The sequence below is a fragment of the Planococcus salinus genome, from assembly GCF_003719725.1.
In the GTDB taxonomy this organism is placed as follows: domain Bacteria; phylum Bacillota; class Bacilli; order Bacillales_A; family Planococcaceae; genus Planococcus; species Planococcus salinus.
Genome location: NZ_RIAX01000002.1, coordinates 335161 through 349980, shown reverse-complemented (window position 1 = coordinate 349980; position 14820 = coordinate 335161). Strand labels below are relative to the sequence as shown.

Annotated in this window: 12 protein-coding genes; 10 read left to right on the top strand and 2 right to left on the bottom strand. The window is 47.8% G+C overall.

Going from position 1 to position 14820, the window contains the following annotated elements:
- Window positions 1-19: 19 nt before the first annotated feature.
- The 10 genes from EEX84_RS04360 (at window position 20) to EEX84_RS04310 (ending at window position 12004) form a co-directional block, all read left to right on the top strand.
- Window positions 20-1306: a solute carrier family 23 protein gene (locus EEX84_RS04360; protein WP_123164362.1), complete on the top strand. Its 1287-nt coding sequence runs from the start codon at window positions 20-22 to the stop codon at window positions 1304-1306.
- A gap of 136 nt (window positions 1307-1442) precedes the next feature.
- On the top strand, window positions 1443-2315 hold the full coding sequence (locus tag EEX84_RS04355) for an aspartate carbamoyltransferase catalytic subunit (RefSeq protein ID WP_123164474.1): 873 nt from the start codon (window positions 1443-1445) through the stop codon (window positions 2313-2315).
- Between the two features lie 494 nt (window positions 2316-2809).
- Window positions 2810-3904, top strand: a complete 1095-nt coding sequence (locus EEX84_RS04345; protein WP_123164360.1) for a carbamoyl phosphate synthase small subunit — start codon at window positions 2810-2812, stop codon at window positions 3902-3904.
- A complete protein-coding gene (gene carB, locus EEX84_RS04340; RefSeq protein ID WP_123164359.1) occupies window positions 3897-7085 on the top strand; it encodes a carbamoyl-phosphate synthase large subunit in 3189 nt (1062 codons plus the stop codon). Before EEX84_RS04345 ends, carB begins: the two co-directional genes overlap by 8 nt.
- A complete protein-coding gene (locus EEX84_RS04335) occupies window positions 7082-7867 on the top strand; it encodes a dihydroorotate dehydrogenase electron transfer subunit (RefSeq protein ID WP_123164358.1) in 786 nt (261 codons plus the stop codon). Before carB ends, EEX84_RS04335 begins: the two co-directional genes overlap by 4 nt.
- Window positions 7864-8787, top strand: coding sequence for a dihydroorotate dehydrogenase (locus EEX84_RS04330; protein WP_123164357.1), 924 nt, complete (start codon window positions 7864-7866; stop codon window positions 8785-8787). The genes EEX84_RS04335 and EEX84_RS04330 overlap by 4 nt, the downstream gene beginning before the upstream one ends.
- Entirely contained in the window at window positions 8772-9464 is a 693-nt protein-coding gene (pyrF, locus tag EEX84_RS04325; protein ID WP_123164356.1) for an orotidine-5'-phosphate decarboxylase, read from the top strand. Before EEX84_RS04330 ends, pyrF begins: the two co-directional genes overlap by 16 nt.
- Window positions 9461-10090, top strand: a complete 630-nt coding sequence (gene pyrE / locus EEX84_RS04320; RefSeq protein ID WP_123164355.1) for an orotate phosphoribosyltransferase — start codon at window positions 9461-9463, stop codon at window positions 10088-10090. The genes pyrF and pyrE overlap by 4 nt, the downstream gene beginning before the upstream one ends.
- A gap of 267 nt (window positions 10091-10357) precedes the next feature.
- Window positions 10358-11695: a D-serine ammonia-lyase gene (locus EEX84_RS04315; RefSeq protein WP_123164354.1), complete on the top strand. Its 1338-nt coding sequence runs from the start codon at window positions 10358-10360 to the stop codon at window positions 11693-11695.
- Between the two features lie 30 nt (window positions 11696-11725).
- On the top strand, window positions 11726-12004 hold the full coding sequence (locus EEX84_RS04310; RefSeq protein ID WP_240033915.1) for a hypothetical protein: 279 nt from the start codon (window positions 11726-11728) through the stop codon (window positions 12002-12004).
- A gap of 72 nt (window positions 12005-12076) precedes the next feature.
- On the opposite strand, the gene EEX84_RS04305 is transcribed toward EEX84_RS04310, so the two are convergent.
- A complete protein-coding gene (locus EEX84_RS04305; protein WP_123164352.1) occupies window positions 12077-12754 on the bottom strand; it encodes an amino acid ABC transporter permease in 678 nt (225 codons plus the stop codon).
- A 385-nt stretch (window positions 12755-13139) separates the two neighbouring features.
- Window positions 13140-14804: an Rqc2 family fibronectin-binding protein gene (locus EEX84_RS04300; RefSeq protein WP_123164473.1), complete on the bottom strand. Its 1665-nt coding sequence runs from the start codon at window positions 14802-14804 to the stop codon at window positions 13140-13142.
- Between the last annotated feature and the right edge of the window lie 16 nt (window positions 14805-14820).

Here is a 14820-nt window from a genome sequence, read left to right as displayed (position 1 = left end):
GAAACGGAGAGAACAGCCAGTGAGTGAAGCAATTTTAGATGTACAAGAAAAACCGAAAACCGGACAATGGATTTCCTTGAGCCTGCAGCATATGTTTGCCATGTTCGGAGCAACAATATTGGTTCCACAGCTGGTGGGGTTGAGTCCGGCGATTGCTTTATTGACGAGCGGAATCGCCACCATTATTTTTGTTCTGATTACGCAATTCAAGGTACCTGCCTATTTAGGATCGTCATTCGCTTTTATTGTACCGATACAGATAGCGACTGAAACAGGAGGCATCGGGTCAGCGATGATCGGGGCCATGTTCGTATCGCTGGTTTATGCCATCGTCTCTCTGATTATCTGGAAGACCGGTTATCAGTGGCTGATGAAGCTGCTGCCGCCCATTGTCGTCGGACCGGTCATCATCGTTATCGGTCTGGCTTTATCCGGAACAGCGGTGGATATGGCGATGACCATTCCGGCCGGAGAGGGCTCTGCTTACAGCTTACTGCATTTCTCAGCCGCGATCGTTACGTTGCTGACAGCAATCATCTGCAACATCTACTTTAAAAACATAATTTCCTTGATGCCGATTTTGATCGGCATCATCATCGGATATCTGTACTCGGCAATGATCGGCATTATCGATTACACGGTAATCCAAGAAGCGAATTGGTTCGCGATACCGGAATTCCTGATTCCCGGAGTGGATTACTCGTTTCAAGTCACACCGACTTTGCTGTTTGTCATGGTGCCGATTGCCATCGTCACCATTTCAGAACACATCGGCCATCAACTTGTGTTAGGGAAAATTGTTGACCGGAACTACATAAAAGATCCGGGCCTTCATCGATCCATAGTCGGCGATGGGCTTGGGACCTTTATTTCCTCCTTAGTGGGAGGGCCGCCAAAAACGACATACGGTGAAAACATCGGTGTCCTGGCTATAACTCGGGTTTTCAGTGTCTATGTAATACTGGGAGCAGCCCTATTCGCCATTTTGTTTTCCTTCCTTGGAAAGCTGATGGCACTCATTGAAACCATTCCGACTGCAGTGCTCGGCGGAATATCTATTCTGCTGTTTGGCATCATCGCGTCTTCGGGTCTGCGGATGCTGGTTGACAACGGCATTGATTTTGGCGATAAGCGGAACTTGGTGATATCTTCGGTCATACTGGTGATTGGAATCGGCGGTGCCCGAATCGAATTCAGCGAATCCTTCGCCATTGAAGGGATGGCGCTCGCTGCAATCATCGGAGTCATTTTGAACCTGGTATTGCCAGGTCTGAAAAAGTCGGAATTGGACGATGGAACTGAATAACTACCTTTTAATGAATGTCCAGAGAGGCATGGAAAGGGTCGAGCACAGGTACAGAGTTCGTCTGTCCTTGTTTCTTCACACCTTCCTGCCTCGGGAAGGTGTTTTTTTATGGAAAACAGGAAGGGAAGGGATCAAATTGCCGAACATGCTATCGATGAATGAAATGGAGAACGACACCATCATGAAGCTGCTGAAGCGGGCGCAAAAGTTCCAAAGTGGAGAATCACTTCCACTCAAAGGAACGGTCGTCAACCTTTTTTATGAGCCAAGCACACGGACAAAAATGAGTTTTGAAATGGCGGAACATCGGATGGGTCTTACTGTACTGCCTTTTGAAACAGCATTCTCCAGTGCCCTGAAAGGGGAAACGCTGTACGATACCGTCAAAACGATGGAATCGATCGGCGTCGACGCAGTTGTCATCCGCCATGGAGAAGAAGAGTATTATCGGCAATTAACCGGGTGCAAAACAGCTGTCATAAACGGCGGTGATGGGTCAGGGCAGCATCCGACGCAATCTCTGCTCGACTTGTTTACAATCTATCAGGAATTCGGAAAAATTGAAGGGCTTCATGTAACGATTGTAGGAGATATCGCTCACAGCCGTGTAGCAAAGTCGAATGCATCAGCGTTAAAGCAATTAGGGGCACACGTTACTCTCATATGCCCATCGGAATGGAGCGGCGGGTATGAATCATCCGACCGGTTGGACGATTTCATAACGCATACGGATGTGGTCATGCTGCTGCGTGTTCAACACGAAAGGCACATTGGAAAGCAAACTTTTTCAAAAGAGGATTATCACAAACTATTCGGCTTGACGGTCGAAAGGGAACGGAAGATGAAGGATTCCGCCATCGTCATGCACCCTGCACCGATCAATCGGGGCGTAGAAATAGCGGATTGTTTAGTGGAATGCAGCCGCTCACGAATTTTTCAACAGATGGCGAACGGCGTCTTTATCCGGATGGCTGTACTGGAATATGCTTTGACAGGAGAAGCTATATAAATTGAACTTAATAATCTCAGCTTGTCGATATTCCGCAAAACAGCTCCGCTAAAATCCTGTGCTCCTGCATCGCTGCGCTGCTTCGTCGCAAATACAGGGCCGAAGGAAGTTCGGCCCATGTATTTCCTGCGGGCTTGCGCTGAACTAACTCGGGCTAGGCGCCCGAGTGGATTTCAGCACTTCGCTATCCCGCTGGAGTCTCCGCTGTTTTGCTCCATATCTTCTAGTTTAACAGCGGAAAAACAGAAGCTTATCTTTTATTTAATAATTTTCTTAGCGCCGGCGCGTCCAAGGGCTGGGCGGAGCTATGAGACGAGTGCTCTTCTCGGCTCATGGCGGGAGCCATGCCCAAAGCGTCCGAAGCGGTGTATAAAAATTAATTTCTTTAGTTCAACGTATATAATAATGAACTCATTTAATATTCGGAATGACAGAGGCTGGCAAATCATGACAACGTGCGGTAGACAAACAGTATGGCAAAGGGAGGCAAAAGTATGGAACGTTATTTGATTTTAGAAGATGGAACGGTATTTGAAGGTACGGCTTTCGGCAGCAGGAAAGCATCAGTCGGTGAAGTGGTGTTCAATACGAGTATGACGGGGTACCAGGAAATTTTATCGGATCCATCCTACTGCGGGCAGATCGTCACGATGACGTATCCATTGATCGGAAACTATGGCATCAACAGCGATGATTTTGAATCGATCATACCCGCTGCCAAAGGACTGGTCGTGCGGGAAGCGGCTGATTTCCCCTCAAACTTCCGCTGCAATTCCACACTTGATGAACTGCTCGAAACAAAAGGAATCCCGGGTATAGCCGAAATTGATACGCGCAAACTGACGCGGTTGATCCGTTCAAAAGGTTCAATCAAAGGAGTCTTAACGGCAGCAGGTGAAGAAGTCGATGTAAGCGAAGTGGTCAGAACTCTTCAGCAGACCGTTTTACCGACAGACCAAGTGGCCCAGGTTTCGACAACTCATCCTTATCCAAGTCCGGGACGCGGCAAACGGGTGGTGCTGATCGATTACGGAATGAAGCATGGCATTTTGCGTGAACTCAATAAACGTGCCTGTGACGTCATCGTTGTGCCTCATCATACAAGCGCCAACGAAATAATGGCGTGGGGACCGGACGGCGTTATGCTGTCGAACGGACCGGGAGACCCGAAAGATGTGCCGCAATGTGTGGAGACCATAAAGCAGTTGCTTGGCGAAGTCCCGTTGTTCGGCATCTGCCTGGGACATCAATTGTTCGCAAGAGCATGCGGTGCGGAAACATTCAAGCTGAAGTTTGGACACCGCGGTGGCAACCACCCCGTAATGGACTTGACCACAGGGCGGGTTGAGATCACTTCACAAAATCATGGATATTCCGTAGACGAAGAAGCGCTTCAAGGGACGCGCTTGAAAGTGACGCATACCGCATTGAATGATGGCACGGTGGAAGGACTGAAACACCTGGATTATCCAGCTTTTACTGTCCAATACCATCCGGAATCATCACCGGGACCGGAAGATTCCAATTACTTGTTTGACCGTTTCATCGAATTGATGACCGCAAATCGAAAGGAGCAACAATATGCCTAAAAGACAGGATATACAAACAGTACTCGTAATCGGTTCAGGACCGATTGTTATTGGACAAGCAGCAGAATTCGACTATGCCGGCACACAAGCTTGTCTGGCTTTAAAAGAAGAAGGGTATCGCGTGGTGTTGATCAATTCGAATCCGGCGACTATTATGACGGATACGGAAATTGCCGACAAAATCTACATCGAACCGATTACGCTGGAATTTGTCAGCAGGATCTTACGAAAAGAACGGCCGGATGCGCTGCTTCCGACGTTAGGCGGTCAAACGGGATTGAACATGGCCATCGAGCTGGACGAATCCGGGATTCTGGATGAACTGGGAATCGAAATTCTCGGGACCAAGCTGGAAGCCATTCACAAAGCGGAAGACCGGGATCTGTTCCGGAATCTGATGAACGAACTGGGAGAGCCTGTCCCGGATTCCGATATTATTCACAATATGGAAGAAGCCAAATCATTTGTGGCGCGAGTCGGCTATCCCGTAATTGTCCGGCCGGCGTTTACGCTCGGAGGAACCGGTGGAGGGATTTGCCATAATGACAAAGAACTTCTGGAAATCGTAACGAGCGGTTTGAAATACAGTCCTGTCACGCAATGCCTGCTGGAGAAATCGATTGCCGGATTCAAGGAAGTTGAATACGAAGTAATGCGCGATGCCAACGATACAGCCATTGTTGTCTGTAATATGGAGAATATCGATCCGGTGGGTATCCATACAGGGGATTCGATTGTTGTAGCACCGAGCCAGACTTTATCGGACCGCGAATACCAAATGCTGCGCAATGTTTCATTGAAAATCATCCGAGCCCTGAAAATCGAAGGCGGCTGCAACGTACAGCTGGCACTTGATCCGCACAGCTTTGACTACTACATCATCGAAGTGAATCCACGTGTCAGCCGCTCATCAGCACTTGCTTCGAAGGCAACAGGTTACCCGATTGCCAAACTGGCTGCGAAGATAGCGGTCGGTTTAACTCTTGATGAAATGATGAATCCGGTCACGGGCCGCACATACTCAGCTTTTGAACCGGCACTCGACTATGTGGTATCAAAAATTCCACGCTGGCCGTTCGATAAGTTCGAAGCCGCAAAACGAAACCTGGGCACGCAAATGAAAGCCACGGGTGAAGTCATGGCGATGGGCCGGACATTTGAAGAATCAATGTTAAAAGCAGTCCGCTCGCTTGAAACCGGCCATTACCATCTCGATTTGAAAAACGCCGATGCCATGAGCGACGAATGGATTGAAAAGCGCATCCGCCGCGCGGGAGATGAACGGTTATTCTTCATCGGGGAAGCGCTGCGCCGTGGTGTAACGATTGAAACCATCCATGACTGGAGCCAAATCGATTTGTTTTTCCTGATGAAGTTCCAGAACATCGTAAGTTATGAAGAAACGTTGCGCCAGAATCCGTTTGATCGAAAAGTGGCGAAAAAAGCGAAGCGTTTGGGATTTGCGGATCGTACCATCGCGAAATTATGGGATGTGGCTGAACAAGAGGTCTATAACTGGCGCAAACAGCAGAACCTGATGCCGGTCTACAAAATGGTCGATACCTGCGCGGCTGAATTCGAATCGGAAACGCCTTATTTCTACGGAACCTACGAAGATGAAAATGAATCGGTCAAAACGGACAAAGAAAGCATCATTGTTCTCGGATCCGGACCGATCCGGATCGGCCAGGGCGTCGAATTTGACTATGCGACCGTCCATTCCGTATGGGCGATCAAAGAAGCCGGCTACGAAGCGATCATCGTCAATAACAACCCGGAAACGGTTTCGACGGATTTCTCAATCTCCGATAAACTGTATTTCGAACCGCTGACGGTCGAAGATGTCATGCATATTGTCGAAGTGGAACAGCCGAAAGGTGTGGTGGTGCAATTCGGCGGCCAGACAGCCATCAACCTGGCGGAAAAGCTGGAACAGAATGGCGTCAGGATTCTAGGAACTTCCCTGGAAGACCTGGACCGTGCGGAAAACCGCAATAAATTCGAAGCGGCACTCCATGAAATCGGTATTCCACAGCCACTGGGCAAAACAGCTGTATCAACTGAAGAAGCAGTGGTCATTGCGACTGACATCGGGTATCCGGTCCTTGTCCGCCCGTCCTACGTCCTCGGAGGCCGTGCCATGGAAATCGTCTACAATGAAACAGACTTGAAGCAGTACATGGAACACGCAGTGGAAGCGAGTCCGGAACACCCTGTCCTCATCGACCGTTATCTGACGGGCATTGAGATTGAAGTGGACGCCATTTCGGATGGTGAGCAAGTACTCATCCCCGGCATCATGGAACATATCGAACGTGCAGGCGTTCACTCAGGGGATTCGATCGCGGTATATCCGACGCAGAATATTTCGGAAGCTTTGCTGGAAATTTTGACGGACTATACAACAAGGCTGGCGAAAGGGTTGAACATTGTCGGATTGCTGAACATCCAATACGTCATTTCCCAAGGTGAAGTGTTCGTTATCGAAGTCAACCCAAGATCAAGCCGGACGGTACCATTCATGAGCAAGATCACCTCAATTCCGATGGCCAACATTGCCACCAAAGCGATTCTTGGGCAAAGCATTATCGAACAGGGTTACACACCGGGGCTTGCGCCAATTTCCAAAGGAGTTTTTGTTAAAGTGCCGGTATTCTCTTTTGCAAAACTGAGAAGAGTTGACATTACACTGGGACCGGAAATGAAATCGACGGGAGAAGTGATGGGCAAGGATTCCACGCTTGAGAAAGCTTTGTATAAAGGACTTGTCGCTGCAGGCATGGAAGTGAAAGACCACGGTTCGGTGCTGATGACGGTAGCGGATAAAGACAAAACAGAAGCAATTGAGTTGGCCAGACGTTTTACAGCAATCGGCTACCACATTTTGGCGACGGAAGGAACTGCCATTGCACTGGGACAAGCAGGAATTCCTGTCACGACCATCGGCAAAATCGGTTCAGACGGCAAAACCTTGATTGATGTCATTCAGAACGGTAATGCACAGCTTGTGATTAATACATTGACCAAAGGCAAGCAGCCGGAACGCGATGGCTTCCGGATTCGCCGCGAATCCGTAGAAAATGGCATCCCTTGTCTGACTTCGCTGGATACAGCAGAAGCGATGCTGCGGGTGATTGAATCAATGACATTTTCTGCAGAAGAAATGGGGGCAGGTGTATGATTACACAACAGCAAAAAATCAGGCAGGAATGCATGGTCATTGTGGAACAAAAAGAGATTGCCGACAGCATCTTTGAACTGACTGTAGAAGGAGCGCTGACTGAAGAAATGTCAGCGCCAGGCCAATTCGTCCACATCCGGGTGGCTGACAGTTATGAACCTCTGCTGCGGCGTCCGCTTTCGGTAGCGTCCATCGATTTTGAGCATTCCCGCTTTACGATGATTTACCGTGCTGAAGGAAGAGGCACCAACCTGCTTGCAGAAAAACGGGCAGGAGATGCACTTGATGTTTTGGGTCCTCTGGGCAATGGCTTTCCTGTAGATAAAGCAAAGTCGAAAGCATTTTTGATCGGTGGAGGGATTGGCGTTCCGCCGTTGTATGAACTGGCGAAAGCATTGAACAAAAAGGGGATTGAAACAGTTCATATATTAGGATTTGAAAATAAAAAAAGTGTCTTTTACGAAGAGCAATTCCGCGAACTGGGCGACACGTATATTGCCACGGTAGACGGTTCCCATGGCACGAAAGGTTTCGTCACGCATGTATTGGACCGTTTGCCGGCAGACTTTGATACGTATTTCAGCTGCGGACCGACGCCGATGCTCGAAGCGGTCCAGGCGGCATATCCGGAAAAACAAGGATTCCTGTCTTATGAGCAGCGGATGGCCTGCGGAATCGGCGCATGCTTTGCATGTGTCTGCCGCACAACAAAAAGTGAAACGGATTACGTCAAAGTTTGTTCTGACGGACCGGTATTCGCAGCGGGAGTGGTGATTTCATGATAGATACGACAGTAAGTTTACCAGGGCTTGAATTGAAAAATCCGATTATCCCATCATCGGGCTGTTTCGGTTTTGGAAAAGAATACGCCAGATTGTATGATTTGTCGCAGCTGGGCGCTATTATGGTTAAATCCACAACGGTGGAGCCGCGTCTTGGCAACCCGACACCGCGTGTAGCGGAAACGGCTTCCGGCATGCTGAATGCCATCGGCCTGCAAAATCCTGGCCTTCAAAAAGTCATGGAGGAAGAACTGCCCTGGCTGGAGCAGTACGATGTGCCGATCATCGCCAATGTGGCAGGAACCACTACAGAAGATTATGTGGAAGTGGCTAAAGCAATATCCCAGGCGCCAAACGTCCATGCACTGGAAATCAATATATCGTGCCCCAACGTCAAGGAAGGAGGCATCACTTTCGGGACCGATCCGGCTATTGCACAACAATTGACTCAAGCGGTCAAAGCCGTCTCCCGGGTTCCGGTTTACATCAAGCTGTCACCGAATGTCACGGATATCGTGTCAATTGCAAAAGCGGTGGAAGCAGGCGGAGCGGATGGCCTTACGATGATCAATACACTTCTCGGAATGCGTCTCGATCCAAAAACAGGGCGTCCTGTTATTGCGAATATGACGGGAGGTTTATCCGGACCTGCGGTCAAGCCGGTGGCGCTTCGCATGGTTTATGAAGTAAGCCAGCAGACAAGTTTGCCGATTATCGGAATGGGCGGGGTTTCGAATGTTGATGACGTTATTGACTTCCTGTCCGCCGGGGCCAGTGCGGTTGCTGTCGGAACAGCCAACTTCGTCAATCCGTTCATCTGTCCGGAAATCGTCAATCAATTGCCTGAAAAATTACAGGAACTTGGTTATGATAAAGTGGAAGAACTAGTCGGGAGGAGCCATCGATTGTGCGTAAGGTAATCATCGCTTTGGATTTTGCATCAAAGCAGGAAGTGGAAAATTTTTTATCAAACTTTTCAGAGCCGCTTTTTGTCAAAGTGGGAATGGAGTTGTATTATCAGGAAGGTCCCGAATTGCTGCGTTATCTCAAGTCATTGGGACATCAGATTTTTCTGGACTTGAAATTGCATGACATCCCGAATACAGTGGAAGCAGCCATGCGCGGCCTGGCAAAACTCGGCGTCGATCTGGTCAATGTCCATGCGGCAGGAGGCTATGCCATGATGGAAGCGGCAAAGCGTGGACTGGCGGGAAGCGATACCAAGCTGATTGCTGTCACCCAATTGACGTCAACGAGTGAAGAACAGATGCATCATGATCAATTGATCGAAGTCAGCCTGGAAGAGTCGGTGCTGCATTATGCAAAGCTTGCCAAACTGGCAGACCTTGATGGTGTGGTTTGTTCGGTCCATGAAGCGAAAGCGATCGGTGAAGTGTGCGGTGAAGACTTTTTACGTGTAACACCGGGCATTCGTCCAGCGGATGTTTCCAGTGATGATCAAATACGCGTAGCAACACCGCGCCAGGCAAGAGAACAGGGTTCGACACATATCGTCGTCGGGCGAGCCATTACAAAGTCGGAAAATCCGGTAACAAGCTATCAACAGATTTCACAAGAATGGAGCGGTGAGGCATGAAGCGACAAATTGCCAGACAATTATTGAATATAGGAGCGGTGGAACTGCGGCCCCAAAATCCATTTACATGGGCATCAGGAGTCAAATCACCGATCTATTGTGATAACCGTTTGACGATGTCCTATCCGGCTGTCCGGAAAGAAATCGCCAAAGGACTCGCGGCAATGATCCGGCAGCAGTATCCTGACTGCGAAGTGGTTGCAGGCACGGCGACTGCCGGTATCCCTCATGCGGCATGGGTCAGCGATCTGCTGGAATTGCCGATGATTTATGCACGGTCCAAACCCAAAGACCACGGTCAGGGAAATTTGATCGAAGGAAAAGTGGAAACGGGGAAAAAAGTGGTGGTAGTGGAAGATTTGATCTCCAAAGGCGGCTCGGTATTGAAAGCGGCACGCGCGCTGCAGGATGCAGGCTTTGAAGTGCTCGGCATTGCGGCCATCTTTACGTACGATTTGCCTCAATCGGTGGAAACGATTGAAGGAGCCGGTTTCTCGTTCCATACACTGACGGATTTTCCGGCACTGGTGGAAGAAGCGGCCAGTATGAACGCTATCAGCCAGGATGATTTGCCGATGCTCGCAGACTGGCACCGGAATTTAAAAGCAGGAACACTGACGAGCTGACCTAATGGGTCGGCTTTTTTTAATGAAAGCCTGCTGGAAAGTATTTTTGCTCTGTTGGAAAGTAAAAATAGGTTTTTGGAAAGTATTTGAACGGGGAAAGACAGTATTACAGGAGTAGAAGAAGGTAAATGAAAAAAGTGGAATATATTAAATAAATTATTACAAAATTTACTATAAAAAAGATGAAACAGATTCAAAACTGTTTTTTCCAGACTCTTCATGTATCATGAAAATAAAGAGCAATTTTCAGTAGAAGGGGTGGTATGCATGAGTTTTACCAAGCAGGAAATAGATCACTGGAAGCAACAATATCCCTTGTTAAAAGATATTACCAATTTAAATCCGGTCATATGGCTGAATCCGAAAAAGAAACGCATGGAAGAAATCGATTCATTGCCGATTTCCAAAAAAGATATGGAAGAGGCGGCTCAGCTGTGGGAGCGGTTCGCCCCTTATTTGGCCAAGGAGTTTCCCGATACGACAGAAACAAAAGGAATTGTTGAATCGGACCTTCGGAAAGTACAGTCTGCGAAAGAAGGATTGAACCAGCGATATGGCACTCAAATTGAGGGAAGCTTATACTTGAAATGTGATCACGACTTGCCGATTGCAGGTTCGATCAAAGCTCGTGGCGGGGTATACGAAGTGCTTCAGCATGCGGAGCAGCTGGCGCTTAACGCAGGTATGATTACCAAAGAAGACAATTATGAAAAATTTTCAAGTGATGCTTTCAAAGACTTCTTCCATAACTATTCAATAGGGGTGGGCTCTACAGGGAATTTGGCACTCAGTATCGGAATCATTGGAGCGAAGCTTGGTTTTCACGTATCAGTTTATATGTCAGCAGACGCGAAGCAATGGAAAAAAGACCTCCTTCGCAGCAAAGGGGCGACAGTCCATGAATTTGAAGGAGACTTCAGCGAAGCGATTACGGCAGGACGTGAACAGACAAAGCAGAATCCAGATGCATACTTTGTGGATGACGAAGATTCAAAGCATCTGTTTCTGGGTTACAGCGTAGCAGCTTTCCGTCTTCAGCAGCAGCTAAAGGAACAACAGATCCAAGTGGACGAAGAGCATCCGTTGTTTTTGTATTTACCATGTGGCGTCGGGGGCTCTCCAGGAGGCATTGCTTTCGGCGTGAAAATGTTATTTGGTGACCATGTTCATTGCTTTTTCGTTGAGCCGACCCATTCGCCTTCCGTATTGATCGGCTTGATGACAGGGCTGAAAGAAAAAGTCAGCGTCCAGGATTTCGGCATTGACAATCTGACAGAAGGCGACGGCTTGGCAGTTGGCCGGCCTTCCAGTTTTGCTTCATCCATCAGTGAAAAATTGATCAGCGGCATTTATACATTGGAAGATCCGGATTTGTTCAAATTACTGACGCTTCTGGCAGACACTGAAAAAGTGTTTGTGGAACCTTCTGCCACTGCCGGCCTGCTGGGCCCAGGCAACGTAATGAAATCCACATATTTGGAAGAAAATAATTTACAGGAAGAACAGGCGACCCATATCGTTTGGACAACAGGTGGAGCACTTGTTCCTCAGGAAGAAATGAAGGATTTTTACAATAAAGGCAAAAAGCTATGGAGCGAAGGATAAGCCCATACGGAAAGGGTGAAGCCATTGGACATGACATGGATAATGATTTTTGTAGGAGCCGCATTGGTGCTTGTTTATCTGATATACGGCTCAGTGAACGAACGCCTGAAAGCAATGGAAACACGAATGAATATCATGCAGGAAACAATCAGCCAATTGACAGCTGAAGGGCAAGTGACAGAGCCTGCAATCAATGAAGAATTGCGCCGATTGGTCAAAGACGGTAAGACAGTGGAAGCTGTCAAAAAAGCGAGAAAAGCATTCGGGCTGTCACTGCTCGAGGCAAAACGGTATGTTGATGATTTGTAGGTTTGCTGTCGATGAATTTTCTATTGGAAAACCAGAAAAGCATCCGGAAATTTCTTTTCCGGATGCTTTTTCTCATAGATAATCCGCATAGCGTTTCTCCAGGTAATTCTGCAGCACGGTCATGACAGAACAGATCGCCCAGTAAATGAGTGCCACGAGGATGAGCAAAGTCAACAAATCATATTCACGCGCCCCGACTACACGCGCTTTCTGGAAGATTTCCGGCACGGTGATCATGGCAGCAAGTGACGATGCTTTGATCAGATCCAAATAGACGTTCGAAAGCGGAGGAACGGCAATCCGCACCGACTGCGGCAAAATAATGCGGCGCATCGTTTGCCAATAGGTCATGCCGAGCGCCGTTGACGATTCCCATTGTCCTTTATCGACCGAAGCCAAAGACGAACGGAACACTTCTGCAATATAAGCGGCGCAATTGATGGTGAAGCCGATCAGTGCCGCCTGGACCGCAGAAAACTCAACGCCGACAATGGGCAGGGCAAAATACAACAGGAACAAAATGACCAGAATCGGTACTCCGCGCATGAACGAAATATACAGACGTGCAGGCCATTCCAATAGTTTGAACTTCGAAGTGCGTGCCAGAGATAAAAAGAACCCGATGACAAGACCCAGCCCCATGCTGACGAGGGAAATCAGCAGCGTATACCAGATGCCGCTCAGGACGTAGGGAAGTGATTCGACGGCCAGTACTGGATCGAAAAGAAGCCCCCATTCAATATCATTCATCTATAAATCCTCCTGTGATTCAAATAACTGAAATGTATTTTGCGGTAAGTCCTTAAACAAGATAGCATGCACAGTGAACGAGAGCAATGTCTCGCACTGAATCAGTTTGATGGATAAAAAATAAATATTATTATTATGTCTACTGTAAATAGAGATATAGAAATCAGGTCCCATAAGGGGATTATAACTCTTTGGCATCGAATTACGACTTTTCTGCTGTGAACTGCGACTTTAACTTATATATAAGGAATAAAACCTTAAATGGGTAAAGAAAAAATCTGCCGGCAAGCGCCCTTGCTTTTCGGCAGATTTTTTAATTTCATTAAAGACCAGTTGGCTCAACGAATAGTGGCAGGGGAGAAACTCTCATTCCATAAAGCTTTCATTATTTCTTTAATTGAATGACCAGGTCTTCGTCAGGCGTGACGAACACCGTTTTCTGTTCAAAATAAATGACAAATCCAGGTTTTGAGCCATTCGGTTTTTTCACCTGGCGGACTTCCGTATAGTCGACCGGAACCGAAGAAGATTCGCGGGCTTTGCTGAAATAAGCGGCGATGGTGGCTGCTTCGGCAATCGTGGTTTCATCAGGGTCATTGGAATGGATGATGACATGAGAGCCAGGAATGTCTTTCGTATGCAGCCACGTATCTGATTTGGAAGCGACTTTGAATGTCACGTAATCATTTTGCTTGTTGTTTTTGCCGACGGAAATCGGAATGCCGGTACTTGATACATAAGACTCGACGGTCGGTTTTACCGGTTTTTTCTTTTTCTTCGATTTCTGGGCTTTCATGTATCCCTGTTCCGCCAGTTCCTCCCGGATCTCCTCAATGTCAGAAAGTCCCGCTTGCTGCACTTGCTGCATCAGTGTTTCAAAATATGTGATGTCTTCTTCGGTCTTTTCAATTTGTTCCTGTGTTTTGACGACGGCGACTTTCGCTTTCTGATAACGGGAATAGTATTTCTGTGAATTCTCGATCGGCGTTTTTCTTGGATCCAGTGTGATTTTCACTTTCTCACCATTATAATAATTGTCCACTTCGATTTCGTTCAAGCCTTTATTGATGCGATGGAGGTTTGCCATGATCAGCTCACCGTTCAGCTGCAGCTGGTCCCGCTTTTCAGCCTGATTCTGCTCTTTTTTCAATTTTTTCAGTTTCAGTTTCAATTTGGAAATTTCATTTTGCAGCCAACGTTCCAGATCTCCGGCCTGCTGCTTGACCCGGTCACGTTCTGCTTTGGCGTAATACATGCGGTCGAGCAGCTCCCCAAGCGACGGGAATGTCATTTCGCTGCCGCCGATATGCGTGAGAGATGCAGCAGAAAAATAGGATTTTCCATTCTGTTCGACGTAATAGCCGCGAGGCGAATCTGTCAAAAAGTCATCCAAAAAATTTCTGACCGTTTCTTTTGGAGTGTCTGTGTTATCCAGCCGGTACCGAAGCTCGCGGGCGTTCAGCGGAGAAAACCCCGAAATAGTGCTGACCATCTCTTTGTCATCGAGTTCAGTTAATTGTTCGGGTGCTTCGAAAGGATCTTTCTTTTCCTGGGACGGCGGGAATACATAAGGCTGACCCGGCAATACGGTGCGGAATGAATTGACACTCGGCGGCAAATGTTTCAGGCTGTCAAGAATCATCGAACGTTCCGCATCGACCAGGATGAGGTTCGAGTGGCGTCCCATAATCTCCACATACAACTCCCGCTCGATGTCATCACCGATTTCATTCTTTGCCTTTACTTTGAGAATGATCAGCCGGTCCATGTCGTGTTGGATGACATCCGTAATGACGCCTCCTTCAATGTGTTTCCGCAGCAGCATGCAGAACATTGGCGGCTCCGACGGATTGGTGTTGGCCGTTGCCGTCAAGTGAATCCGTGAATAGGACGGGTGTATGGAAATCAATAATTTATGGTTCTTCCCTTGTGCGCGAATATGTAACAGCAGTTCCAGCTGGTTTGGCTGATGAACTTTGGAAATTCTTCCTGACACGAGCTGTCTGAGCTCTGTTGTCATCGCTTTTGTAAATAATCCATCAAATGCCATGAAAATTCCTTCTTTC

Excerpts from the sequence above, each read along its gene's own strand:
- EEX84_RS04315 (WP_123164354.1), top strand. The coding sequence starts at position 10,358 with ATGAGTTTTACCAAGCAGGAAATAGATCACTGGAAGCAACAATATCCC.
- pyrE (WP_123164355.1), top strand. The coding sequence starts at position 9,461 with ATGAAGCGACAAATTGCCAGACAATTATTGAATATAGGAGCGGTGGAA.
- EEX84_RS04335 (WP_123164358.1), top strand. The coding sequence starts at position 7,082 with ATGATTACACAACAGCAAAAAATCAGGCAGGAATGCATGGTCATTGTG.
- EEX84_RS04345 (WP_123164360.1), top strand. The coding sequence starts at position 2,810 with ATGGAACGTTATTTGATTTTAGAAGATGGAACGGTATTTGAAGGTACG.
- carB (WP_123164359.1), top strand. The coding sequence starts at position 3,897 with ATGCCTAAAAGACAGGATATACAAACAGTACTCGTAATCGGTTCAGGA.
- EEX84_RS04330 (WP_123164357.1), top strand. The coding sequence starts at position 7,864 with ATGATAGATACGACAGTAAGTTTACCAGGGCTTGAATTGAAAAATCCG.
- EEX84_RS04305 (WP_123164352.1), bottom strand. The coding sequence starts at position 12,754 with ATGAATGATATTGAATGGGGGCTTCTTTTCGATCCAGTACTGGCCGTC.
- EEX84_RS04310 (WP_240033915.1), top strand. The coding sequence starts at position 11,726 with ATGACATGGATAATGATTTTTGTAGGAGCCGCATTGGTGCTTGTTTAT.
- EEX84_RS04300 (WP_123164473.1), bottom strand. The coding sequence starts at position 14,804 with ATGGCATTTGATGGATTATTTACAAAAGCGATGACAACAGAGCTCAGA.